The following is a 24,496-nucleotide window of genomic DNA, read 5'->3' on the forward strand; positions in this document are numbered from 1 at the left end:
CTTTGCTAGTCAATCTTAGGCGGTGTAGTAAACGTATGATGCGGCGCAGGGCTTGGCACTGTCCACTCTAAGCCTTCCGCACGTTCCCACGGTTTTGCAGAGGCCTTTTCCCCGCCACGAATACACTTGATCACCAACCATAAGAAGATCAGTTGTGACAACCCGAATGCAAACCCACCAATTGATACTATTTGATTAACATCAGCAAACTGAATGGCGTAATCCGGTATGCGTCTTGGCATGCCCGCTAAGCCTAGGAAGTGCATTGGGAAAAACAGGACATTGACGGAAATAATTGAGCACCAGAAATGCCATAAACTCAGCTTGTGGTCGTACATATTGCCCGTCCACTTAGGTAGCCAGTAGTATGCCGCTGCCATGATCGAGAATACCGCACCAGATACCAACACATAATGGAAATGGGCAACCACGAAGTAAGTGTCATGATATTGGAAATCCGCCGGTACAATCGCCAACATCAGTCCCGAGAAGCCGCCAATAGTAAAAAGCACAATAAAGGCAATGGCAAACAACATTGGCGTTTCAAATGTCAGAGCTCCACGCCACATGGTGGCAACCCAGTTAAAGACTTTAACCCCCGTTGGTACCGCAATCAGCATAGTGCAATACATGAAGAAGAGCTCAGCAAAAACTGGCATCCCCGTGGTAAACATGTGGTGCGCCCACACAAGGAAAGATAACAATGCAATGCTGCACGTCGCGTAAACCATCGAATGATAACCAAACAGCTTCTTACCACTGAAAGCAGGCAGAATGGCGGAAATGATTCCAAACGACGGTAAAATCATGATGTACACTTCTGGGTGACCAAAGAACCAAAAGATGTGTTGGAACATTACCGGGTCACCACCACCAGCTGCGTCAAAGAAGCTAGTCCCGAAATATTTGTCAGTAAGAACCATGGTCACTGCACCCGCTAGTACCGGCATAACCGCGATCAACAAGAAAGCGGTAATTAACCAAGTCCAAACAAACATTGGTAACTTGAACCAAGTCATTCCCGGAGCTCGCATATTTACGATCGTCACGATAACGTTGATCGCGCCCATAATGGAGCTGATACCCATGATATGCACAGAGAATACAAACAGCGCAGTGCTATCTGGTCCATAAGTCGTGGACAGCGGAGCATAAAACGTCCAACCAAAATCAGGACCGCCGCCAGGTAAAAACAACGAGCTAAACAAAATAAGAAATGCAAAAGGTAAGATCCAAAAGCTCAAGTTGTTCATGCGCGGCAGCGCCATATCAGGAGCGCCGATCATCATCGGGATCATCCAGTTAGCAAGACCCGTAAATGCTGGCATCACCGCACCAAATACCATCACTAAACCGTGTACCGTGGTCATTTGATTAAAAAACTGCGGATCGACTAGCTGTAGCCCTGGCTGGAACAGTTCGGCACGAATGATCATTGCCATCGCACCACCTGTTAGAAACATCGCAAAGCTAAACCAAAGGTAGAGGGTGCCTATGTCTTTATGGCTTGTAGAATACAACCAACGAGTGATGCCCTGGGGTGCATGATGCTCGTGACCATCATCGATCGCAATGGTACTGTTCGCACTGGCTTCTGCTGGCGCAGACTTCACTGCCTTATCTATTGGCTTACTCATATTTCCTCCTTAGCACTGCCTTGTGCCTTAAAGGCATTCACATCGGATGCTTGCACTGTATCGCCAGTATCGTTGCCCCATGCATTTCGTTGATATGTGATAACCGCGCCAATTTCTTTGTCACTTAACTGATTAGAAAAAGCCTGCATTGCGGTGCCCGGGCGACCGTTGACAATAATATCTATGTGCTCTGTAACATCTCCGGTTGCAATAGGACTGCCTTTAATCGCGGGAAATGCACCCGGAATCCCCTCACCATTTGCCTGATGACACACAGCGCAACGCGCCGTGTATATCGATTCGCCTTGCGACATCAATTCGTCCATAGATAAGTCTTGAGAGAGCGCTTCTTGTGCCGCCGCTTTTTGAAGCGCGAGTTCTTCCTTCTTACTCGCTAGCCATTCATCGAACTTTTCTTCTTCCATTGCATGCACCACCACTGGCATAAATCCGTGTGCACGACCACATAGCTCCGCACACTGACCGCGATATACGCCTGGCTCATCAATTCTTGTCCATGCTTCATTGATAAAACCTGGAATGGTGTCTTTCTTGACGGCAAAGTCTGGTACCCACCAAGAGTGAATGACATCATCAGAAGTCATCAAAAAACGCACTTTGCGATTCACAGGCAACACCAAAGGGTTGTCTACTTCCAGTAAGTAATGCGCGCCTTTAGCTTCGATTCCATCAATTTGTTTTTGGCTGGTGGCAAGCAAACTGAAGAACTCAACATCTTCACCAAAATAGCTGTAATGCCATTTCCATTGCGAGCCTGTGATCTTGACCGTGATATCCGATTGGCTTGTGTCTTCCATTGCTACTAGAGTTTTTGTTGCGGGAATCGCCATAGCGACAAGAATGATGATGGGTATGACCGTCCAAATAATTTCCACTTTTGTGCTTTCATGGAAATGTGCTGCAACTGCTCCTTTTGACTTGCGATGACGGAAGATGGAATAGAACATCACACCAAAAACAATCAAAGCAATTACACAGCAGATATAGAAAATCAGCATATGTAATTCATACACTTGCCCACTTATCTCTGTGACCCCTTTTGTCATGTTGTAGTCATTTTCCTTTGACCAACCAAAAGAGGAAAATGTGATTAAAATCACATTCAGTGATAAGGCTAGAGTAGTCGTTAATCTTTTCAAAAGATCTCTCCTCTGCTCAGCCGCTACGCCTACGCGAGCTTCCTTGCGTCCCGATGCAAATGTCGAACAACTTTACGAAAAATCACAAAAACTACGATTTCGACACGGTTTGTTATATTTATGTTAAAAGGCTAGTTATAGTTCCAAGGTTCTTCAAGAAATTAAATATGATTAAATTTTGTTCGGATAAGAAAAATTAATTCGGTTTATCGATTGCCCTCTTTGAAATGTAATTGAGAACCATTTACATTGATTTAAAAGAAAACATTGAGATACTTACCAAACGAAGTGTCCAAGAAAGTAGGCTCCCCCTACTAAGGAATGACTGATATGACAGCACTAATTACGCAATGGCTAGAACGAGACCCTGATCCTAAGACTCGTGAAGAGCTACAACACCTCGTCGATACGAACAATGAACAAGAACTTACTGATCGCTTTGGCTCACGCCTTGCCTTTGGTACTGCAGGCTTACGTGGCAAAGTGGGCGCAGGTCCAAACCGAATGAACCGCTTGGTGATTCAAGAGACCGCCACTGGTTTAGGGAACTATTTGCTTGAGCAAGTCAAAGATGCCGCGAGTCGTGGTGTCGTTATTGGCTACGACGGTCGTCCCGATTCAAAACAATTCGCGCATGATACCGCATCCGTACTGACGGCCCTTGGTATCAAGGTTTACCTAACGTATGACGTTGCAGCAACCCCAATTGTCGCGTTTGGTGTCCGTACATTGAATGCGGCGGCCGCTGTTGTTGTTACTGCCAGTCACAATCCACCAGAATACAATGGCTTTAAAGTATATTGGGAGAATGGCGCACAGATTATTCCTCCACACGACTCTGGAATCGCAGCGAAAATTGATGACGCAACAACGAAGCCATTACCTTTAATGTCTCTCGATGATGCAAAACAGCACGGTTTGTTAGTTTGGTTGGAAGACGACTACTACCAAACTTACCGTAAGACAATGAACGAAAACGCGCTGCTTACTCCTGACAACAATACCGATATATCTATTGCTTACACCGCAATGCATGGCGTTGGCGCGAATATGGCGGAAACGCTACTTGCCGACGCAGGCTTCCAAAAAGTGGCAAGTGTTAAGGAACAGCGCGAACCTGATGGAAGCTTCCCAACCGTCAACTTCCCAAACCCTGAAGAAGCCGGTGCAATGGATATGGTGATGGCATTAGGTAAGTCCGTAGATGCCGATATCGCTTGCGCGAACGATCCAGATGCGGACCGTTTTGCCGTGGCAGTTAAACGCCCAGATGGCGAGTATCAAATGCTAACAGGTGATCAGGTGGGCTCACTGTTTGGCGATTACTTGCTGGAACAGCAACCTAACGCTTTGGTTGGCAACACCATCGTATCCTCAAGAATGCTGAGCAGCATCGCTAAGGCGCATGGCGCACAATACTATCAAACATTAACTGGCTTTAAATGGCTTACTAACGTTGCCATGGAACAAGAGACAGAAACCAACCCATTCTTGTTTGCTTATGAGGAAGCGCTCGGTTATACCGTGGGTAACAAGGTGTGGGATAAAGATGGTTTATCTGCAATCGTCGCGTTTTCACAGCTAACAGGCAAGCTTAAAGCGCAAGGCAAAACACTGTGGGATAAACTGGAAGAGCTGTACCGCGAGCACGGTTTCTACTTCAACGCACAACGCAGCATCGCTCTCGACCCGAACTCTCCACCAATCGGCGACAAACTCCGAGCCAATCCACCAACAGAGATTGCTGGTAAAAAAGTTGCAGTAACCGAAGATCTAAAAACATCGGTTCGCATGTTTGACGACGGCTCTGAAGAATCCATTGACTTACCAGCAAGTGACGTATTGATTTATCACCTAGAAGATCAATCTCGCGTGATTGTTCGTCCTTCTGGTACTGAGCCAAAACTAAAATGTTACTACGAAGTCATCAACCTCTTCCCTGCGGATATGAGCTATGAACAAGCACAGCAAGCAGCAGAAGCGAAGATGAACGAACTTATCGACGCGCACCAGCAAAGTTTGTAAGTCAAAGAGAAACATAGATATTTGATACAACAAGAGGCGCAAATTCGCGCCTCTTTTTTGATTTTCACTAGAACAAGTCAAGCTAACCCGTGCTTTCCCTAGCCTACAATTTCCTTTTGTAGAAAGTACTTGTGGATGCCCTCTGCAGGATAGCCTGAGTACTGCCCCACTTTCTCAAAACCCAATTTGAGATAGAACTCAAGAGCTTGAAAGCTGTAGGTATCCAAATAAACATGGGTAACCCCATGAGGCTTTACTTTTTGTTCTAGCATCGACATTAATTGACTACCGAGACCAGAGGTTCGACTTTCAGCGTCTACCCACAAAAACTCAACAAACACCGTATTTTTAAACATTTCGCCAGTCAAGCCACCCATGATCTTGCCATTCTCATCTTTTGCGAAACAGCCTACAGCATGCACTTCCCCTTCAGGTAAATGCAGTCGGTTATAAGATCGAATACCTTCACGAACAAAATCAAGGTCTGTTTGATCTGGATTTAAACAAAATTCAAGCTTCATATATCCTCTCCTTAGGAAACACCAATATCCTAAAACAAAAAGCCAGCAATTGCTGGCTTTCTAATGGAATATGATAACTTTACAAGGCGAAACTACTCAGCATCCACAACGCCAGAATAACAAACACTAACCCCATTAGTTTATGTTGATACGTGCGGAATTTTTCGTTCTCGAGCAGCCCTTTGCCCAATGTGCCTGCTAACCCAACAAGTAATAAATTGAATGACAAGCCAAGAACGTTCAACAATAACCCTAGCGCTAGCATCTGCTCACCGGAAGATGCAGTGATATTGCTTGAGACAAACTGCGGCAAAAACATCACAAAAAAGACCAAGGCTTTAGGGTTAAGCAAATTACTCATCAAAGCACGCTGATAATAAGTTGATGCCATTTTGTTTTGACCATCAAGCTCTGGAGCCGAAGATGCCTCAGCTCGTAAGCAGTCCCAACCCATTTTTAACAAGTAAGCGCCACCTAATAGATGAAGGACTTTAAGGGCTATTGGGCTCATGGCAATCAGGGTAGATACGCCCATCGCAGCAAGCAAAGTAAGAATAACACCAGACGTCGCATTGCCTAAGCTAGCAAAAAGACCGACCTTCTTACCGTAACTCATACTAGAGCTCGCTATCAGCAACATATCGGGCCCTGGTAACAGCAACAAAGCCACTACTGCGGTGAGATAAACAGGAAGTACAGATAAATCAATCATGATGGAACCGCTTTTCTACAACAAGGCGGCGAATGTTATACCAACAAAATAACATCATCCAGCCCAAAATAGCCAAGATAAGTCAAAAAATAAAAATCATAGTTTGCCCAGTTGAAAAGTAGCAATCAATTCGCCTGTTTATCAAAATCGAATAGCAATTTTGTACAAAAATAAGCACGATGGATCCGTTACACTTCTAAAATGATTTTCTTGAGCAGACCGGATAAAGATGAAAGAAAAGAATAAGGAAATCGCTACCTTCAAGATAGCTCAAGAGCTCGGCGGTTTAGAACTTCTCGATGCAAAGTATGAGAAGCAGAATTTTTCACGCCATAGCCACGAAGGTTACACTATTGGTGTCATCGAAAAAGGGGCACAACAATTTTTTAGGACGGGCGGGAATCATATCGCGCCACAGGACAGCATCATCCTTGTTAATGCAGATGAAGTACACAACGGGCATTCAGCCTCGGAAGGCGGTTGGGAATACAAAGCAATGTACCCTGTACCTCAGCAGTTTCAAACTTTAGGACAAGAGCTTGGTTCACCAAATGTAGCTCTGCCCTATTTCCCTCAACCTGTGGTTTACGATCCTGAGCTGGCTAGTCAGTTACGATTGGTATTTGAAACACTAGAAAAATCAGACAACCGTTTATTGAGAGAAACTTTGGTTTACGGCACGTTGATCAAGCTAGCCAGTAAACACAGCACTCATCGGGCACCACTGAAAGAGTCAACCAGAGCTCAGCGACAAGTGCAGCTCGTCAGAGAATTTTTGGAAGACTTTCCACAAACGGACGTCTCACTAGAAGAACTCGCCAAACTGTCTGGATTAAGCCCTTTTCATCTGCTGAGAGAGTTTCAAAAGCAATTTGGCTTTCCGCCTCATGCCTATCAAATTCAGCAACGTTTACGTATGGCGAAGAAGCTACTAAAAATGGGACAAAAAATTTCAGACGTGGCACAAGAATGCGGCTTCCATGATCAAAGCCATCTGCATCGACACTTTAAAAAAGCCATGGGCGTCACTCCCGGCCAATACGTCCGTCACAGCTAAAGCAGCAATATTGTACAAGGCGTTATGCGACTACCGAGCTATCTTGGTAATCTGATTTAGGAATAAATAAGAAGAAACTATGGACCACACTTTGCCGTTAAAAAAAGAATCAAAAGCCACGCTATTTTGGCAAGGTACACTTGCGATGATGCCTCTGAGTATCGCAGTGCTCCCTTGGGGCTTACTCGCAGGCTCATTCGCAATTGATACTGGGCTTCACCCTTTGGAAGGACAAGCACTATCCGCCATTTTGTTCGCAGGTTCTGCACAGCTCGTCGCGATGGGAATGATTAAAACGGGAGCAGGTCTAGTGACCATGTTACTGACAACGTTTTTTATCACCTCTCGACACTTCCTCTACAGTGTATCGATGCGCAGTAAAATTGCACCGCTCCCTCTAAAATGGCGATTATCACTCGGCTTCTTACTTACTGACGAGCTGTTTGCGATTGTAGGCCACCATTCCGATAAACAATTTAATCGCTGGTATGCACTTGGGGCTGGTCTGAGTTTTTACCTGTTTTGGAATGTCGCGACATTGACGGGCATTATTGCGGGAAGTCTAATCCCTGAACTGAACGAAATGGGTTTGGAATTTGCTGTAGCCGCTACTTTTATCGCGATAGTAGTACCCACCATTAAAAATGCAGCGGTGCTCGCGAGTGTTATTGTGGCTTTGGTGAGCTCAGTTGCCCTAACCTATTATCAAATTGAGGGAAGTTTGATGATTTCGAGCATTTTAGCCATGCTTACTGGTTACTTTGTGGAACAAGTAAAGGAGAAACGCTAATGATCATGTTGGCTATTTTGCTGATGACGGTACTTGTTTTCACCAGCCGCTACTTGTTTTTAGAACCCAAGCTACCATTGCGATTAGGGACGCGCACTCAAAAAGTACTCAATTACGCTAGCCCCGCAGTACTGACTGCGATCTGGGCACCGATCGTTTTCATTCCCGATGGGGAGCTCAGCGTCAATGTGCAAAACCCATTTTTACTGGCTGCCGTACTGGCTGCTTTAATCGCGTATTTTACTAAAAATGTTCTTTTAACGACGGTTATCAGTATGGTGGTATTTCTCGTTCTACGAATTTGGCTTTAATCCGCCAACCACTCAATCTCCAACAAGGTGACATCGCCACACTTTAATCGACCAAGGAAGATGTCACCTTCATGTACCTCACCAACGCCCTTTGGTGTACCAGTCATCACTACATCGCCATCTTGAAGTGTTGTGTAACTGGTTAATTCATCCAGGATAGTTAGCGGCGGATAGAGCATTTGGTTAACGTGACCTTTTTGTACACGAACACAGTTGATTAAGAGCTCAAGGTTTAGATCATTGATATCAATGTTATCCAAAGAGACAAACCGACTAAACACAGCGGAGCCATCAAATGCCTTAGCACGCTCCCACGGCAACCCCTGATTTTTAAGCGAGGATTGCAAACCACGCTTGGTCAGATCCAATCCCAAACCAACCGCTGAATAACGTCCATCCTTGATCAAAAAGCAGATTTCAGCCTCATAATGAAGGGGCTCTTGATGGAATGAACGCAGAGTTGTTGATACGGAGGTTGCGGGTTTATTAAATACAACCATTTGCTCAGGCATTGCATTATTAAGCTCATGAATGTGTTCAACGTAATTTCGTCCAACACAAAGCACTTTACCCACTTCTACTTTCTTTTCTTCAACTTGAATAACACTCATCATTCTTCCCTGCAAAACAAAAATCCCATCATAATCTAACCTATTGACTTAACGACACTAAATAGCAACCTCTAGTGTAAAAAATAAGACATTCACCCCGTTTTGAATTTTGTATCATCTAATTGAAACAGCAAAGTATTTGTAAAACAAATAGACAAAAAAGCCAGCACGAGGCTGGCTTTAGATCAATGAGCTTGAATAATAGTTCTCGCTAAACCCTATTATAGGTAGTAACGAGCACCTAACGCCCATTTGTCATCAGTTTCACGACCATTGTCGTCATTTAGGTCAAACTGGTAACCCGCGTAACCAACAAATTTAGGCGTGAAGTTGTATTCTGCTTGTAGTGCCATTTCTTCACGAGCAGTTTCTGTTTTAGAGTTCTTAAACTCTTTACCTTCCACCATTTCATAGTTAACACTCAAGTTTAGGCTGTTCGCCAGAGCGTATGCGATGATCGCCTCGTACGCATCACTTTCTTCTAAACGGTCACCTTTTGCACTGAAGTTCATGTTTTCGTTTGAACCATAAACTGCAGCAAGGAATAGGCCTTGGCCGTACGCACCGTAAGATGCTGATACAACGTGTGATTCCGCCGTGTGCTTACCTGCATATGCAGGGTGCTGGAAATCGCCGCCATTGTAAGAGTAACCGATTTTAGCGCCCATGATTGAGTAAGAAAGCGCAGCTTGCACACGGTCATCGTATTTAGCACCGCCAGTTATAACTCCAGCATCGTTGCGCGTGTAATCATCGTTTGCACCCTGCCAACCAAGACCAAAGTTGATCACACCCGCTTCACCCAGCTCGATGGCATTACGGTAAGAAAGCATTTTATCCGCACGGCCAGTGCCAAGGTTTCCATGATCGTCATAGATGAAGTCGTTGGCAAACGCGATTGGCATATCTGCAATACCTGCGACATCGTAGTAAGGTGACCATTGCGTACCACCTACTGCACGACCATAAACCTCATGCGTTACACCTAAGTAACCTAGACGCGTTTTAAACGACTCTTCACCACCGTCTAAGTAGTTTAGCGCCCATTCACCACGTGCGTCTGCGGTGAAGCCATTACCCAAATCCTGTGTCGCAGAGATATTGATACGAGGAGAGTTAGTACCCACATCCGTGTCACCTTGCTCTGATCCATTTAAATTAACAGAAACGTGGCCGCCCATCGAAAATGTTGTGCCATCGTTATTATATAGTTCCACTGCAACTGCTTGAGTACCGAAGGTTGCTGCCGCGATTGCCGCTGCTAATAATTTTTTATTCATTTCTAAATCCATTACTTATTAGTTGGTTAGTCAGTTTTAGACCCGGCTTTGGTTCACTTTCGTAAAAACGAAATGATGAACAAAGAGAGGAATACAAAGGCTATCCGAGGCATCGTTTCCACCAGATTAGTTTTACCTTTGTGTAACAACTGCCGACACTTTATTTGATTAGTTCCTGACAACCGAGTGAAAAGATCTCAGACAAAACCTAAAAAGCAATCGTTTACTTAGCCTTCAAGAAATCGAGAAATAAAAACCTTACAATAAGAAATGCTTTAGAGAGAGTTAGCTCACAAATAGCTGATGATTCGCTATTTTTAGGCCAAACTTCCCTGCCAAATTGAAATGTTTACTTACATTTAGGGTCAAGAAGCAATTCAGGAACTTTTTGAAAAAAACACAGTCTTTAACGGAGAGGAAAAAACCTCAAAAAAGATAAACCTTTCTTTTTATAAGTGGTATGAGAAGGGGAACTTATTCTTTCCAGCAATAAAAGTGCAATCAAATCATAACTTAACAGAAATCTATCTTTCATTTTCAGCCTTTACCTTAGCGTCATCAACACATCGGGCAAGAAAGCCCATCGATTACAACTAGGGTAATAAGAAAATGAAAAAGGCAGCACTAACTACTGCAATTCTTACAGCATTGGTATCAGCACCATCATTCGCAGCAACTGTATACAAAAACGACGGTACTGAATTAAAAGTTGGCGGCCGCGTTGAGTTTCGTGGTGACTTCATCGGTTCAGACGGTGCTGAAGTTGAAGGTTCCATGGAAGATAAAAGCCGTGCTCGTCTTAACCTAAAAGGTAAAACAGACATCGGCAACGGCCTTTCTGCTTTCGGTGTTTACGAAGCCGAACAAAAAACGGGCAAGAGTGAATTCAAAAACCGCTACATGTATGCAGGCGTCGACTCTGATATCGGTGCTTTCTCTGTAGGTCGTCAAGACATGGCTGCAGTCATCATCTCTGACATGACGGATATCACAGAATTCTCTGGTGTTCAGCAAGTTATTGATTCGTCGTCTGATAAGCAAGACAGCGTTTTCGCATACCGTGGTGCGTTTGATGCACTACAACTTCAAGCAACCTACCAAGCAAACTCTAGCGATAACGAAGATAAATACGGCATCTCTGGAATGTACTCACTACCAATGGGCCTCGACTTTGGTCTTGCATACTCTGGTGGCGATGTAGATAAAGATAACTCTGAAGATCAAATTCTAGGTGGTATCGCTTACTCGATGGACAACCTTTACCTAGCAGGTACTTATTCTCAAGGTTCCCTGACTGACTCTGAAGACTTTACGGCTTACGAGCTAGTCGCAAGCTACAAAGTAGCAAGCAAAGTGACACTTGCAGCTCTATACACAGCTCAAGAGAATGATCCAGACAACGGTTCAAAGTACGACACCGTTGAAGGTATCGAGCTTGTTGGTTACTACAAACTAAACAGCAACTTCCGTACTTACCTGTCTTACTACATCAACCAACTTGATGAAGCAAAAGATGCAACAACAGGTCTAGTAACAGAAGGCGAAGATACACTGCGCCTAGGCGTACGTTACGATTTCTAGTTCACTCTTGTCCTAAGAGCGAGTCCACTTGGCCAGCACCTTTGCTGGCCATTTTTTATGTAACCCAACACAACTCGATAAGTTTTCACACTATCCAAGCATCGCTCAGCAATGAAAAACGAGCGTAACGACGCCTACTTCTGCCCTCTTTTAATGCGATTGATCACTAAGTTAGTGCATTTCATCTAATCGACAACATAGAAAAACAAAAAAACCATTTAAAATCAAACATATAAAAGTTGGCACGTGTTCTGCAATATTATTTATGCAAATGCATGGCAGCGTTTGTGCTTCTCGTTCTTTGTACCTGTTATAACAGGCACGTCCTTTGAATTGGTAATGTCGCCTCCCTCTGGGAGGCATTTTTTTATTGGCGCGAAAAACAATAGGACGTATGATCCCGCCACCTCTATCAAACTGGAATTTTTCAATTGAATCATCATCCTGTTCAAGGTGCGTCCTGGATGCTAACAGCTGGCTTGGCATTCGCCATAGTGAACAGCTTCGCCCAAATTGCTAGCATCAACTTTGGTGTCTCCTCCACCACATTTGCGTTATTCCAATATGCAATCGCCTTATTTGTTATTCTGCCCTACCTACGTACACTTGGGATTAGACGTTCTTTAAGAACCCAACACTTTGGCTGGCATGCATTCCGCATTTTTCTCTCTGTTATCGGGATTCAACTTTGGTTATGGGCTCTCGCTTACCCAGTTCCAATTTGGCAAGGTATTGCACTTCTCATGACCTCCCCGTTATTTGCCACAGTTGGTTCTGGCTTGTTACTCAAAGAAAAAGTAGGTACTGCACGCTGGCTCGCTACATTGACGGGGTTTGTTGGTGCCATGATCATTCTTGAGCCTTGGGCAGACTCATTTACATGGGCGACCCTGCTCCCTGTTGGCGCCGCATTTTTCTGGGCAGCGTATTCATTAATGGTTAAAAAAATGTCGGTAAACGATCCGCCATCAACCATGGTTGTCTATTTATTGCTGCTGATAACACCATTTAATATCTTGTTAGCGATACCGACGTTTACTATGCCAGATACGTGGACGATATGGGGTGTGCTTTTAGCCGCAGGTGCACTTACAGCACTCGCTCAATGGGCTATCGTTAAAGCATATGCAGTAGCAGACGCCTCATTTGTGCAACCATTTGATCACGCCAAACTGCCTTTGAATGTTGTTGCTGGTTGGTTGGTGTTTGGTTGGGTGCCACCTGGTCGTTTATGGTTAGGTGCTGCGATTATTATTGCATCTATTGCGTTTATTACGCATTGGGAAGCGAAAAAGACAAAGTTAGTTGAAAGAAAAATCTAATTTAAAAGTTCTATATTTTCAGGAAAGGAAATGAGGAACCCATATGAGTCAACCAATCAAAATTACACTGTATCGCTGGGCTGGTAGTTGGGGCCCATTCAAAGTCAATATTCCTTGTGGTGAATGTACATTAACCAAAGATATTTTAAAGGATACTTTTGAAAACGAACTAGCCAATGTGCCCGTTGAACTTGAAGTAAAAGATTGGTTATCGCACTGGTGGGAACCATTAAAAGCTGGTGCTTGGCATGCACCCATTCTTCTTGTCGAAGGGAAAGTTATCAGCCAAGGAGAAGCATTGAATCGGGGTGTGCTTGTACAGTCTGTTATTGCTGAGTGGGTAAAACGCGATGAGCTAAAAGGCAACATTGTTTATGGTAAAGCAACTTGCCCTTACTGTGTCAAAGCCAAACAATTACTTGACGAGGCTGGCGTTCAGTATGAGTACCATGATGTAGTTAAAGACAGCGCCGCCTTATATCGCATGATTCCTGAAGTAAAAGCCATCATTGGCGAAAAAACACCGGTAACAGTGCCGCAAATTTGGTTAGATGGAAAATATATTGGAGGCGCTGACGATTTAGAAAAGTGGTTATCAGCAAAGGGGCTAGATAAAGTGCCTAACAATGTTGTGGAGATACCAAGCCAATCCGCGTAATTCTAGATTTAAATGTCATCAGTCTTTGAGTAGCGTTTTGCCAATGTTGTGCAATATGTTGGCTACTTACTAACAACAAAACAGAGAAAAGCAAAAAGCCCTGATTTTTCAATCAGGGCTTTTTAAATTATTTCGCCAGTTTTTTAATAACACGAGCAAAAACAGAAGCTTTTTTCTTCTTCGCTTTACCGTAAAGCGCTTTGTGCATCGCGTCTTTTGCAATCATCTGGCCAATATAAGCACCACCAAGTTCGTTACCCATGACCTTCTCCTGAATGTATTGACTTAACTATGTAGTAATTTTACACCACAAATAGATAAAAACAAGACTCCAGTCACATTTATTTTGTAATTAACTTTCAGTTTGGTTTTCGTGGATTTTTTGAAATGAACGTCTATCGCTTCGGTTGTTGGTATGTTTTACCCGCCGCGACGTACGTATCTTTCTGTTTGATTTCAAAGAATGTTTCAAAGAACCACGCTGCAAACTTGATCAAGTGATCGCCTTCATTCATGACGTGCTCTACGTATTCTTGCTCTTCTCCGGACTCGTCTTCTTGAGTGGTAATATGGTAAATACGTTTCTCACCATCAACTTCTGCAAGGCCAAACTGACCCGTTAGGGATTGCGCCGCTTGTGCAACTTCTTCTTCCTCACACGCCTTCAAGACTTCGAGCGCCTTTGGCATGCTTTCTTGCTGAGTAATTTCTTTTACCAGTGTTTCAAATTCGTTTTGTTGCATTCTTTCACCTAACGATTAGAGATCGGATAGCCATTGGGCAGAAATGTATTCCAAGCTTGAGAGAAGTATCAAGGTTCGCCCTCTTCCTTTCAAACCAAGTTATTCAGTATACACAACAGGCCAGACTTAATTTAGCTGCGCATTTTAGAAAGCCGACCTTCTGGTTGCAAGTATATTCAGATGGAAGTTTCTGCTTGAACCGTCCCTTCTGGCACTTTACGAAATTGGCTTAGTACAAGAACAAAGCAAGAAAGTAACGCAATAAACAAATAAAACACCCCAAGCTGCTGCTGATTCGTAACCCATGAGTCTACTAAGTACCCACCAAACAAACCTGCTAAACACATTTGAATAGAACCAGATAACGCAGAAACCGCGCCTGCCTGTTGCTTATGTGGCGAAAGTAGCAAACTGATCGATACTGGGAATGACATGCCTTGGGCAAAACTTAAACACGTGAATGCCGTTAGCAATGAAAATACACTGAAGGGGGTAACCAGCAACATGACGCCAGCAACAGAAACAATCGCGAAACTCATCAGCAAGATTTGCTGAGCTTTGTAACGAGCATTGATCAAATTCAGCACTAAGCTACCCGTCAGCAAACCAACTGATGGTATGATCATCAAAGAGCCGTAATCTGCCGCCGTTAATCCTAACTCTTGTTGCATTAAAAATGGATACAAGGAGAGAGTAACCAGAGCCGATAAATAACTAAGCCAGTTGTAACTCGCACTACCAATCACTTGTGTATTCGTTAACAGACGCAAATAGTTCGCGCTTACTTCGCCTACTTTAAATTTTCTCTTCGGATAAGGCAGCGTTTCTGGCAGCACCAATAAACCAAGTGTAAAAATTGCCATTAAGTAAATCAGCACAAACACGAAGACAGCATGCCAACTCAGGTGAAAAGCAATCCAGCCACCAAACAGCGGAGCAATAATTGGCATCACTGAAGCAGTGACTGAAATATAAGATAGCGCTTTGGTTAATTGCATACCGTCATAACTATCACGCAGTACTGACCGACCAAGTACCGAAGCGCTGCCCGCTCCTAGGCCTTGCAGTAACCGTCCCGCTTCAAGGGCAACAATGTTGTCCGAAAACGCGATGCAAATAACCGTACCAACTAGATATACACTTTGCCCCAAAATAAACACCGGCCGACGACCAATCGCATCAGACAATGGGCCGTAAAAAAGCTGAGAGATACCGAAGCCAACGAGAAATAGCGTGACGAGATTCTGAATCGAATGTTGCGGCAAATTCAAGTCATGACCAATCAACGGCAAAGAAGGAAGATAAATACTAACGCCAACTTGGCCTGTGGCAATGATCATCATCGCTAATAACAATGGTGTTTTACGCAAACGTTCCTCCTACTTTGTGACAGATTGATGGCAAACAGTGTATATTTGATACTCAAAGATGATAATCAGCTAAGTTGGAAAGGAATTAATTCCCAAGGAGATACAATGGACTGGATTCAAAGCGTGAAGAGTTATATTCGTGTGGTCGAAGAAGGTAGCTTTAATGCAGCAGCGCGGAAACTCAATACCACCAGCTCAGCTATCAGTAAGCGAGTTCAATGGCTAGAAGATAAAATTGGCGTTCAACTACTCAAACGTACGACCCGCTCAATTAGCCAAACTGAAGCTGGTGCGCTGTTTTATCAACGAGCAAAAAGTCAGCTTGATTCATGGCAATCGGTATTAGATGAAACTCGCTCAGTCAACCAATCACCAGCGGGGCTATTAAAAATTGGCGCGACACTGGCCGTTGGTTCCAAGTTTCTAGTTCATTATCTCGATGATTTTCTTGAAAAATATCCAGACATCACACTTCAATTAACAACAACGCTACCAGGCCAATTGCCAGAGCTAAGCTTAGACCTGTTTATTAGCCGGGAATTAGAGCAACTGAACTCTCTGAGTTTCAAAGCCACTGCGCTTTTCGAACATAAAGCCCAGTTTTACGCTGCGCCTAGTTACCTAAAAAAATATGGAACACCGCAATGCGTTGAGGATCTGACAGAGCATAATGTCCTGATTTGGGGAGAAAAACCCTCACGAGAAATCAAAACAAATCGAGGTAAGCGTATCAGCTTGTCCGGTAACTTTGCCACGACCAACCCAGAAGCGCTGTTTCATGGTGCCAAAAGAGGCATGGGTATTTTGATGACGAACAACGTCATGATCAAAGATGATCTCAAATCCGGCGCGTTAGTCCCTATCCTGCCCGATATCACAGCGGATAAAGCCACTGTATATGCCTACTATCCAAAGCTGGATTATCAGCATACCCGGACTAAGCTATTCCTCGATTATCTCAAATCACGATTAGAAGAGGAGAAGCGCGCCTAGCTTAGCGTTTTTATCGCTATACCTTTAAAAGGTTCAAGCATAAAAACATGAAAATAATGATTTGTTCGTTCACAAAATTTGAAAAATCTGCCTTAGTAACCGATAGTTTATTTGATGCATATCAAATAATAATTCGTCGTGTCTTACACGATATGTTAATAACAACGCTAGGTGAAATGCTCGATGGGTCAGGTACAAATCAGTTTCCACAAAATTGATGAGATATTGAAGCTAAACGGCACGGCTCAGCTAAACCGAGTCACGTTAGATATTCATCAACACTTGCAGAGCCATTGCACTTGCGTTGTAGAAGTTGCGCATCTTCAGCATTCGGCTCATACCATTTCCTTCGCCAGCAATGGAAAAATTACAGACAACCTAAGCTACCACCTTTCAGGCACCCCCTGTGAAAAAGTGGCGAAAGACATTGGCGAACATATTTTCTATCAAGACCAGGTATACAAGCGTTTTCCTGAAGATAAGATGTTTCAAGAAGATGGCATTCAAGCATACATTGGCCTGCCATTGAAGACACAAAATGGCGAAGTTCTGGGAATTTTACTGTCTACCTTTACCCGAAGCATCCACGCGAAAGAAGCGCAAGATATCCTCGACTTCCACCGATTTTATGCCAATGTCATTATTCATAGCTTACGTGAAAAGTGGGTCAGTGAACGTTCAGATAAGCTTCTTAATCAGCTTAGCTATGAGGTATCGCATGATAACCTAACTGGACTGCTCAACCGTAGCTGTTTAGCTGATACCTTGGAGACATTAACGCAGCAGGCGACTCGCCCATTCAGTTTGGCGTATCTTGATATCGATAATTTCAAATCGATCAATGATATCAACGGAAACTATATCGGCGACCAAATCATTAAGTTCACAGCTAACGCCATTCAACAGAGCTTGTCGTCGCCAAACAATGCGTTCCGTGTTGCAGGAGATGAATTCGCCTTCATCACGTACGACGAAGATCCTGTCGCCGTGTGTCAGGAAGTACTCGACAAAATTGAAAGCGGCTACAGCGACAAATCTAACCGGATTTCTTTCACCGTTAGTATTGGGATTGCGCGTGCCCCAGTACATATGTTGAACAGCGATGAGCTGATTTTGAATGCCAGTCTCGCTCTCAAAGATTGTAAAAAACACCGCGATACACGGATTCAGCATTACGACACACACCTTAGTGCTTTATACCACCGTAGGACGCAGCTTATTGAGGCAATGCGAATCCAGCTAAGTACTGATATACAAGACAGCGATGAGTTGTATGTAGTGGTTCAACCGATCGTCGATATCGCGAGCGACCGCTGGAATTACTTTGAAATTTTGACTCGTTGGAATAGCAATATCTATGGAAATATCTCTCCAGCAGAGTTCATTGAAGCTGCCGAACAATCAGGCCTGATTATCGAGTTAGGTGAACGGATTATTGAACTCGCGTGTATCGCAAAGCAAGAACTCGAAGCGAACCTAGGCTATAAAGTCAAACTCTCCATCAATTGCTCAGCGTATGAGCTGGTTGATTCCAACCGTTATATTAATCACTTAACCAACATGGTTGAAAAGTATCAGCACGAAGCAAAAGACTTTGTTATAGAGCTCACCGAGACCGTCTTACTCTCACAAAGTGGCCGTGAACAGATGGTACTTAACTCGTTGCGATACTTGGGTTTTAAAGTCGCACTGGATGATTTTGGTACGGGATACTCAAGCTTGAACTATATACACAATTATCCGATTGATAGCATCAAAATCGATGCTACCTTTGTGCAGAACATGCTCTCAAATACAACCTCTGAACAAGTAGTGTTTTTGATAGCGCAATTGGCAGAGCTGCTTGATGTGGATTTGATTGCCGAAGGCGTAGAAGACGATAGAGCACTACAAAAGTTAATTGAAATGGGCTGCCACTACATCCAAGGTTATTTTTACTCTCGTCCACACAGTGTTGAAGAAATCGTACACCTGATAAATGAACGTGAAGTGCGGAGTGCCTAACGTACTGAACAGACTGCTGTCATAGAATTCAAATCTAGTTAATGCACAAAGTAAAAGAGACCAAGCTATGCTTAGTCTCTTTTTGTTTTTTAAGCGAAGTACTTTATTACAGCACTGCTTTCTCTTTATCGCGTAATAGTCTATCCATTTCATCTCTGTTCGCGACAAAAGTAGCCATCTCTTTCTTAGGAACAGAACTCGCCATTGGGATATTTGCTCGCATAGCGTTAACTGGACGGCCGTATTCAATCAACTCATAGTGAAGGTGTGGCCCAGTCACTCGACCTGTTTTACCAGAGAGACCGATACGCTGGCCTCGAGAAACCTTTTGCCCTTTCTTCACCAAAATCTTACTTAGGTGTAAGTAACGGGTTTTGTATTTGCTGCCGTGCTCAACAACCACGTAGTTACCCGCATAGGGGTGTTTACGAGTCATGATCACTGTACCATCACCAGTAGAAACGACTGGTGTACCGGTCGGTACAGCAAAGTCAGTGCCGTTGTGCGGCGCAACACGCCCCGTTACTGGATGTAAACGATTAGGGTTGAAGCCAGAACTGATACGCCAACGGCTACTTACAGGGTAACGCTGGAATGCGCGCTGTAAGCTTTCACCTTTGGCATTGTAGAATTGACCATCAGTATGAAGGTAAGCGGTGATCTCGCGGCCGCGATTATAAATCTTAATCGCCTCAATTTCGTTCTTACCTGTTGGTACACCATTGATGCTTTGTGAGCGACGAACAACTTCAAATCGATCACCTGCACGAAGATCACGTCCAAAGTTAAGTTGTTCTTTGAGTAAGCTTACGACTTGACTCACTTCCGCCGACGTTAAACCTAAACGACTCGCAGAAGAAGAAAAACTGCCTTGAATAACGCCAACTAAAGGCTCTTGGCTCCACACGCCAGGAATGGAAATATCAGTAAAGTCATAGCTACCATCACTATTCAGCTTGTAGACCACTTTATCTGCAATAGAAAATTGCAGTTCCATTTTCGCTAACTCGCCTGTCGCATCATCACGCCAGAAACGGAGCGTATTGCCCGGCTTAAGTGTATCAAGTGCCAAGTAGTTCAAATCCGTTTCCATTACTTTCATTAACGAGCTGTAACCGAAACCGAGCTGACTAAAAATAGTGCTTAGGTTGTCACCTGCTTGGATTTGATATTCGAAGTTCGGGGGAGTGACAACTTCGGCAGTTGTCGCATCAAGAATTTTTTCAACGACCTGAGATTCAGGTAGGTTCAATGCGATGGTTTTGGTTAAAGATGACTCTTTGAGAGAGTGAGAAACACCAATCGCAACTAAAACTGGCAAGGAGTATAACAGCAGCGCTCTACGACTTGTCAGATTCGGCAACCGTCTTGTAATTTCATTTGTAGACACGGGAATTACTATCTCCTTTCAAACAAGGCTCATAGCTTATGCATTCCCGAATAAGAAATCACTAGGAAATTTCGAGATCTAGCGCAGAAAATACTGAATTTTTACAGAACTCAAAAAAAATTCATCACTGTTGCATATGTAAGTTATTCCCTACACGCTGTAATGTGGATGAATTGAATTGATTTGGCGTGTCTGCCATTGCTTGATCGTCACCGTGCGCTAAATATGAAAGCGTGATAGTTGTATCACTTTTCCATTCGAGCTGAGTAAATTTCACGCGGTCACCAACAAAAATACTGTCTAAAAGTACAACTCGGCTCGGCACGGGGTCAAACTTGAACAAGCCAACATAGTTAAACGAACCGCTACCTTGTGTCGTTACAATCATCGGTGCAACAACCCATGAAACACCTTCAATCTCACGCTGACTAATCGACGCAGTTGGGACAAGTACCTGACCTTTTGTCGCACCTGCATCATAGTCACCGATCAAATAGCCGTTTTCTTTATCCCACTCATCAAGAAAAGTGACCGCACCCTGCTCGGGGACTTGTATCGTCCAAGGATTACGTGCAGTGATACCAAGCGTCTCTTGCACAATAACGTTAGTTTCTACTTCTGTTTGAGGAAACTTAGCCATGATCTCGTCATCAGACAAACTAAAACGATAAACACCTGCGATCACAACCACAACTAATAAAACGATTGGAATAAGTAGAATAAGTGGTATCGGCAGGATTTTTTTGTGAGTCATGAAAGCTTCCTTGTTTCAAGGTATAAACGAAAAGCGAGTATACCATTGTATACCCAAATGATTTCACCTCTTCAAGTGTTTCAAAATTAAACTAAACTGATTATATCCAAATAGTTTCAAGTCCAGAGCTCATAACGAGCTAGTGACACAAGCTCTGTGCTCTAGGTCTATTGGTGTATTGGGACAAATAGGTAATCACGATGACAAAAACCATTCATACATGCGAGTGCGCCTGCGGTTTAGTTGAGATCCGTTGTAAGGGAGAGCCCACCCACACGTCTGTCTGCCATTGCTTCGAATGCCAAAAACGAACTGGCAGTGTTTTTGGGGTACAAGCTCGCTTTGAAAAAGAGCACGTCACTTTAAACGGTGAAGTCACTAGCTATACCCGAATTGGCGATGATGGCAGTGAGGTTCAGTATGACTTTTGTCCATCCTGCGGCACGACAATGAGGTTGTTCGTTGCTGCATACCCAGAAATCATGATCATTCCCGTCGGTCTATTTACCGATAAAGAGTTCCACCAACCTACCGTTTCAGTCTATGAACAAATGAAACACGGGTGGGTGAGTTTCGAATGCACAACGGAACACATCTGCTAGCGGGCAATCCACGTTCACATATTTACTTTGGCTCGGACAAACACCCTATAAGTGAGATTTTTTTGAGAATGATCAATCGAGTTTTACTGTAAAGGGTTTCGTAACTCGGTGTGAGCGTTATAATCGGCTCCTAATATTTGGTGGGGGTTTATTGTGATTTCCAGACTTCCTCGTTGGGTGGAATATGGCGCGTTTCTACTAGCTCTTCTCGCGGGCTGCGTCAACGCCGTTGGTCTTCTCGGCTTTCAACACCAAGCGATAACTCATCTTTCGGGAACCGTAACTCAGCTAGGGAACAGCTTGCTAACAGGTGTGGATAGCTCCATTCACCTGCTCTTCATCGTATTTAGCTTTTTGATTGGCGCTGCCTTTAGCGGCTTTTTTATTGAAAGCAGTGCGTTAAAACTAGGGCGAAGATATGGTGTTGCACTGTGCATAGAAGGGAGCTTGCTCTTACTCAGCTTGGGCTTTTTGGTGCAAGGGGATTTGTACGGCCAATATCTAGCATCAGCAGCATGTGGATTACAAAACGCAATGATCACCACGTTTAGCGGCGCAGTAGTCAGAACCACACATATGACCGGAATCATCACCGATCTAGGGATTATGATTGGAGAGAGCTTGAGAGGTCGTCAATTTGACCGACGTAAAGCAAAATTATTCCTATTCATTTTCTTTGGCTTTTTGTTTGGCGGCGTCGCGGGAGCGGCTCTATTTACGGTATATGGTTTATATACGCTGGTTTTCCCAGCAATATTGGCTTTTTCTACAGCTCTGATTTACTGGAGTTACCTATACATACTTAGCCGTCAACAAAAAGCATAAAATTTCGATCCGATTGAAGCGACATACTTCAATCGGATTTGGCTCAATAGGTTCACACTGCAACGGTACAAGAAACGCTGAACGGTATTTTGACACCACTAAAAACCTTAGAATAGATAAGGCTAACTGAATTTCTGGCAAAGAAGTTAGTTAGATCAAAATCACATTTGTTTACCATTTTATTATTCCAGTCACAATGCGCCCCATAATTCACTGCGCAATTCGCCCCTCGTGCTACAATTTTCTAACACAAGCAACATATTCGCATACACTTAGACGTTATTTGACCAATTACCCGACAAATCGGCTGAATAACTAGATGTATTTAATGAATAGTATTGCAATGGATGCAGTTTGCGGGTACCCTCCGCAAAACTGTGATTAAATACGGATGTTTAGTGAATATTTATGTCATGGAAATGGCAAGTATTGACTAGTAGTAACACGAGACAACTATGCATAACACCACTAATGCTACTGAAGCTCCTAAGGGCAACTTTTGGATGTTTTTCATCCCTTCCCTAATTGGTCTTCTACTCTTTATGGCTCCGATCTCTTACGATGGTGGCCTAACCATTCCCGTTGCCGTGATGGCAAAAGTCATCCCAGCGGTGTTAGGCGATACCTTGATTGCTATCGTCACCAGTATCATCGCTTTCATGGCCGTTGCTTCTGTTCTTTGCAAAATTTTTAAGCCAGCTGCAATTTTACGTAATGGTTTTTTAAACGGTCTCTTCAACCCATCTCCACTTTGGCTCGTTGTTCGTTTAATCGGCGGCGCTGCCGTGTTAATGACGTTTTTCCAAGTGGGTCCAAAAGCAATTTGGGAAGAAAACACTGGCGGGCTTGTTCTTACTGGTCTCCTACCTACTCTGTTTGCCGTTTTCATTTTCGCGGGTTTACTGCTTCCGCTTCTTTTGAACTTCGGTCTTCTGGAGCTATTTGGTGCGTTACTCAGTAAAATAATGCGTCCGGTATTCAACCTACCTGGCCGCAGTGCAATTGACTGTATGGCATCTTGGTTAGGCGACGGAAGTGTTGGTATCTTGCTAACCAGCAAGCAATACGAAAATAAGTTCTATACTCAGCGTGAAGCGGCTGTTGTCGGGACCACTTTCTCAGCAGTATCGATCACGTTTAGCTTAGTTGTTATCGCTCAGGTAAAACTAGAGCACTTATTTTTGCCTTTCTACGGCGCTATCTGTCTAGCTGGTATCGTAGCTGCGATTATCATTCCTCGCCTGCCTCCGCTTAGTCTGAAGAAAGATCGCTACATTGACGGCAGCAACCCAGATAAAGACGCAGATGCAGTGCCAGAAGGCCACACCACATTCTCTTGGGGTATGGATCTAGCTCTTAAGCGTGCTGGTCAAGTCACATCGGTTCAGTCTGTATTTAAAGAAGGCGTACACAACGCAGTCGACATGGTATTTGGCGTACTACCTGTAGTTATGGGTCTTGGTACCGTCGCATTGGTGATTGCAGAATACACGCCTGTATTTGCAATTCTGGGTCAACCGTTTATCCCATACCTAGAGCTACTGCAAGTCCCTGAAGCTGTTGCAGCATCACAGACAATAGTTGTTGGCTTTGCAGATATGTTTATTCCAGCAATTTTAGCGGCCTCAATCGATAACGAAATGACACGTTTTGTTATTGCAGCAATGTCAGTAACTCAGCTTATCTACATGTCGGAAGTAGGTGCCCTACTGTTAGGCAGCAAAATTCCAGTAAACATTGTAGAGCTCTTCGTAATTTTCATTTTACGTACGTTAATCACGTTACCTGTGATTGCTGGCGTTGCTCATCTTATTTTCTAAAATCGAGACGTCAATTAACAAAGGCTCCGCATCGTCGGGGCCTTTTTTATACCTAAAACTCCGTCCACATTAGGCTTTTAGTAAAAAGCTCATAATTTACAAAGACAAAACTTCAACAAAACACCTTTCAGCACCAACAAAATTTTCATCACCTCACCTGTAAAGCCAGTTAATGCCACTGTTTGTTAAGCAATTCTTTTCATTATGACAATTTCACTAATCGAGCTCGCAAACATGATCACACTCACAAGTTTTAACGTAAATTGTCGGTTTGTTTAAATTTAGTTAAAAAAGACGACAAATGAGTTCATGTTTTTGACAAAGATGTCG

23 protein-coding genes are annotated in these 24,496 nt (G+C 43.7%); 12 read left to right on the forward strand and 11 right to left on the reverse strand.

Going from position 1 to position 24,496, the window contains the following annotated elements; genetic code table 11:
• Nucleotides 1-5: 5 nt before the first annotated feature.
• Complete coding sequence (ctaD, locus tag R7040_RS14860; protein ID WP_064354592.1) at nt 6-1,637, reverse strand: cytochrome c oxidase subunit I; 1,632 nt, start codon at nt 1,635-1,637, stop codon at nt 6-8.
• Nucleotides 1,634-2,797: a cytochrome c oxidase subunit II gene (gene coxB / locus R7040_RS14865; protein ID WP_005385208.1), complete on the reverse strand. Its 1,164-nt coding sequence runs from the start codon at nt 2,795-2,797 to the stop codon at nt 1,634-1,636. The genes ctaD and coxB overlap by 4 nt, the downstream gene beginning before the upstream one ends.
• A 330-nt stretch (nt 2,798-3,127) precedes the next feature.
• On the opposite strand from coxB, the gene R7040_RS14870 reads away from it, so the two are divergent.
• Nucleotides 3,128-4,822, forward strand: coding sequence for a phospho-sugar mutase (locus tag R7040_RS14870; protein WP_025768465.1), 1,695 nt, complete (start codon nt 3,128-3,130; stop codon nt 4,820-4,822).
• 98 nt (nt 4,823-4,920) lie between these two features.
• Here R7040_RS14870 and R7040_RS14875 read toward each other — a convergent pair whose 3' ends face one another.
• Both R7040_RS14875 and R7040_RS14880 read right to left on the reverse strand, forming a co-directional pair.
• On the reverse strand, nt 4,921-5,343 hold the full coding sequence (locus tag R7040_RS14875) for a GNAT family N-acetyltransferase (RefSeq protein ID WP_005375519.1): 423 nt from the start codon (nt 5,341-5,343) through the stop codon (nt 4,921-4,923).
• Between the two features lie 79 nt (nt 5,344-5,422).
• Nucleotides 5,423-6,055, reverse strand: coding sequence for a LysE family translocator (locus tag R7040_RS14880; RefSeq protein WP_005375522.1), 633 nt, complete (start codon nt 6,053-6,055; stop codon nt 5,423-5,425).
• 229 nt (nt 6,056-6,284) lie between these two features.
• Between R7040_RS14880 and R7040_RS14885 the strand changes: the two genes are divergently transcribed.
• From R7040_RS14885 to R7040_RS14895, 3 genes are all read left to right on the forward strand, one after another.
• Nucleotides 6,285-7,112 carry an AraC family transcriptional regulator gene (locus tag R7040_RS14885; protein ID WP_005385198.1) on the forward strand — a complete coding sequence of 276 codons (828 nt, stop codon included), beginning with the start codon at nt 6,285-6,287 and terminating at the stop codon, nt 7,110-7,112.
• A 79-nt stretch (nt 7,113-7,191) separates the two neighbouring features.
• A complete protein-coding gene (locus R7040_RS14890) occupies nt 7,192-7,902 on the forward strand; it encodes an AzlC family ABC transporter permease (RefSeq protein WP_064354591.1) in 711 nt (236 codons plus the stop codon).
• The gene (locus tag R7040_RS14895) at nt 7,902-8,213 is read left to right on the forward strand and encodes an AzlD domain-containing protein (protein ID WP_005385193.1); all 312 of its coding nucleotides are present in this window, start codon (nt 7,902-7,904) and stop codon (nt 8,211-8,213) included. The genes R7040_RS14890 and R7040_RS14895 overlap by 1 nt, the downstream gene beginning before the upstream one ends.
• On the opposite strand, the gene R7040_RS14900 is transcribed toward R7040_RS14895, so the two are convergent.
• Nucleotides 8,210-8,824 carry a fumarylacetoacetate hydrolase family protein gene (locus R7040_RS14900; protein ID WP_017635857.1) on the reverse strand — a complete coding sequence of 205 codons (615 nt, stop codon included), beginning with the start codon at nt 8,822-8,824 and terminating at the stop codon, nt 8,210-8,212. The two genes, R7040_RS14895 and R7040_RS14900, sit on opposite strands and share 4 nt — an antisense overlap.
• 221 nt (nt 8,825-9,045) lie before the next feature.
• Nucleotides 9,046-10,104 (reverse strand): porin, encoded by a 1,059-nt coding sequence (locus tag R7040_RS14905; protein ID WP_064354590.1) that lies wholly within the window; start codon nt 10,102-10,104, stop codon nt 9,046-9,048.
• A 609-nt stretch (nt 10,105-10,713) separates the two neighbouring features.
• On the opposite strand from R7040_RS14905, the gene R7040_RS14910 reads away from it, so the two are divergent.
• From R7040_RS14910 to R7040_RS14920, 3 genes are all read left to right on the forward strand, one after another.
• Nucleotides 10,714-11,685: a porin gene (locus R7040_RS14910; protein WP_005375535.1), complete on the forward strand. Its 972-nt coding sequence runs from the start codon at nt 10,714-10,716 to the stop codon at nt 11,683-11,685.
• A gap of 464 nt (nt 11,686-12,149) precedes the next feature.
• Nucleotides 12,150-13,007, forward strand: a complete 858-nt coding sequence (locus R7040_RS14915; RefSeq protein WP_005375542.1) for a DMT family transporter — start codon at nt 12,150-12,152, stop codon at nt 13,005-13,007.
• 43 nt (nt 13,008-13,050) lie between these two features.
• Nucleotides 13,051-13,665 (forward strand): glutaredoxin domain-containing protein, encoded by a 615-nt coding sequence (locus tag R7040_RS14920; RefSeq protein ID WP_064354589.1) that lies wholly within the window; start codon nt 13,051-13,053, stop codon nt 13,663-13,665.
• A 127-nt stretch (nt 13,666-13,792) separates the two neighbouring features.
• Here R7040_RS14920 and R7040_RS14925 read toward each other — a convergent pair whose 3' ends face one another.
• From R7040_RS14925 to R7040_RS14935, 3 genes are all read right to left on the reverse strand, one after another.
• Nucleotides 13,793-13,927: a hypothetical protein gene (locus R7040_RS14925; RefSeq protein ID WP_017635854.1), complete on the reverse strand. Its 135-nt coding sequence runs from the start codon at nt 13,925-13,927 to the stop codon at nt 13,793-13,795.
• Between the two features lie 133 nt (nt 13,928-14,060).
• Entirely contained in the window at nt 14,061-14,408 is a 348-nt protein-coding gene (locus R7040_RS14930; RefSeq protein ID WP_005391198.1) for a hypothetical protein, read from the reverse strand.
• Between the two features lie 176 nt (nt 14,409-14,584).
• On the reverse strand, nt 14,585-15,778 hold the full coding sequence (locus R7040_RS14935; RefSeq protein ID WP_064354587.1) for a multidrug effflux MFS transporter: 1,194 nt from the start codon (nt 15,776-15,778) through the stop codon (nt 14,585-14,587).
• Between the two features lie 105 nt (nt 15,779-15,883).
• Here R7040_RS14935 and R7040_RS14940 point away from each other — a divergent pair, with 105 nt between their 5' ends.
• Nucleotides 15,884-16,771 carry a LysR family transcriptional regulator gene (locus tag R7040_RS14940; protein WP_017635852.1) on the forward strand — a complete coding sequence of 296 codons (888 nt, stop codon included), beginning with the start codon at nt 15,884-15,886 and terminating at the stop codon, nt 16,769-16,771.
• A gap of 183 nt (nt 16,772-16,954) precedes the next feature.
• On the forward strand, nt 16,955-18,775 hold the full coding sequence (locus tag R7040_RS14945) for a putative bifunctional diguanylate cyclase/phosphodiesterase (RefSeq protein WP_054577108.1): 1,821 nt from the start codon (nt 16,955-16,957) through the stop codon (nt 18,773-18,775).
• 106 nt (nt 18,776-18,881) lie between these two features.
• Here R7040_RS14945 and R7040_RS14950 read toward each other — a convergent pair whose 3' ends face one another.
• Together R7040_RS14950 and R7040_RS14955 are read right to left on the reverse strand one after the other, a co-directional pair.
• A complete protein-coding gene (locus R7040_RS14950; protein ID WP_025768471.1) occupies nt 18,882-20,165 on the reverse strand; it encodes a peptidoglycan DD-metalloendopeptidase family protein in 1,284 nt (427 codons plus the stop codon).
• A 124-nt stretch (nt 20,166-20,289) separates the two neighbouring features.
• A complete protein-coding gene (locus R7040_RS14955; protein WP_017635850.1) occupies nt 20,290-20,919 on the reverse strand; it encodes a hypothetical protein in 630 nt (209 codons plus the stop codon).
• Nucleotides 20,920-21,119: 200 nt separating this feature from the next.
• Here R7040_RS14955 and R7040_RS14960 point away from each other — a divergent pair, with 200 nt between their 5' ends.
• The 3 genes from R7040_RS14960 (at nt 21,120) to R7040_RS14970 (ending at nt 24,166) form a co-directional block, all read left to right on the forward strand.
• A complete protein-coding gene (locus tag R7040_RS14960) occupies nt 21,120-21,521 on the forward strand; it encodes a GFA family protein (protein WP_025768472.1) in 402 nt (133 codons plus the stop codon).
• 153 nt (nt 21,522-21,674) lie between these two features.
• Entirely contained in the window at nt 21,675-22,346 is a 672-nt protein-coding gene (locus tag R7040_RS14965) for a YoaK family protein (RefSeq protein ID WP_005375484.1), read from the forward strand.
• A 455-nt stretch (nt 22,347-22,801) separates the two neighbouring features.
• On the forward strand, nt 22,802-24,166 hold the full coding sequence (locus R7040_RS14970; RefSeq protein ID WP_017635848.1) for a YjiH family protein: 1,365 nt from the start codon (nt 22,802-22,804) through the stop codon (nt 24,164-24,166).
• Nucleotides 24,167-24,496: the final 330 nt, after the last annotated feature.

The organism is Vibrio sp. 1069 (genome assembly GCF_033340555.1).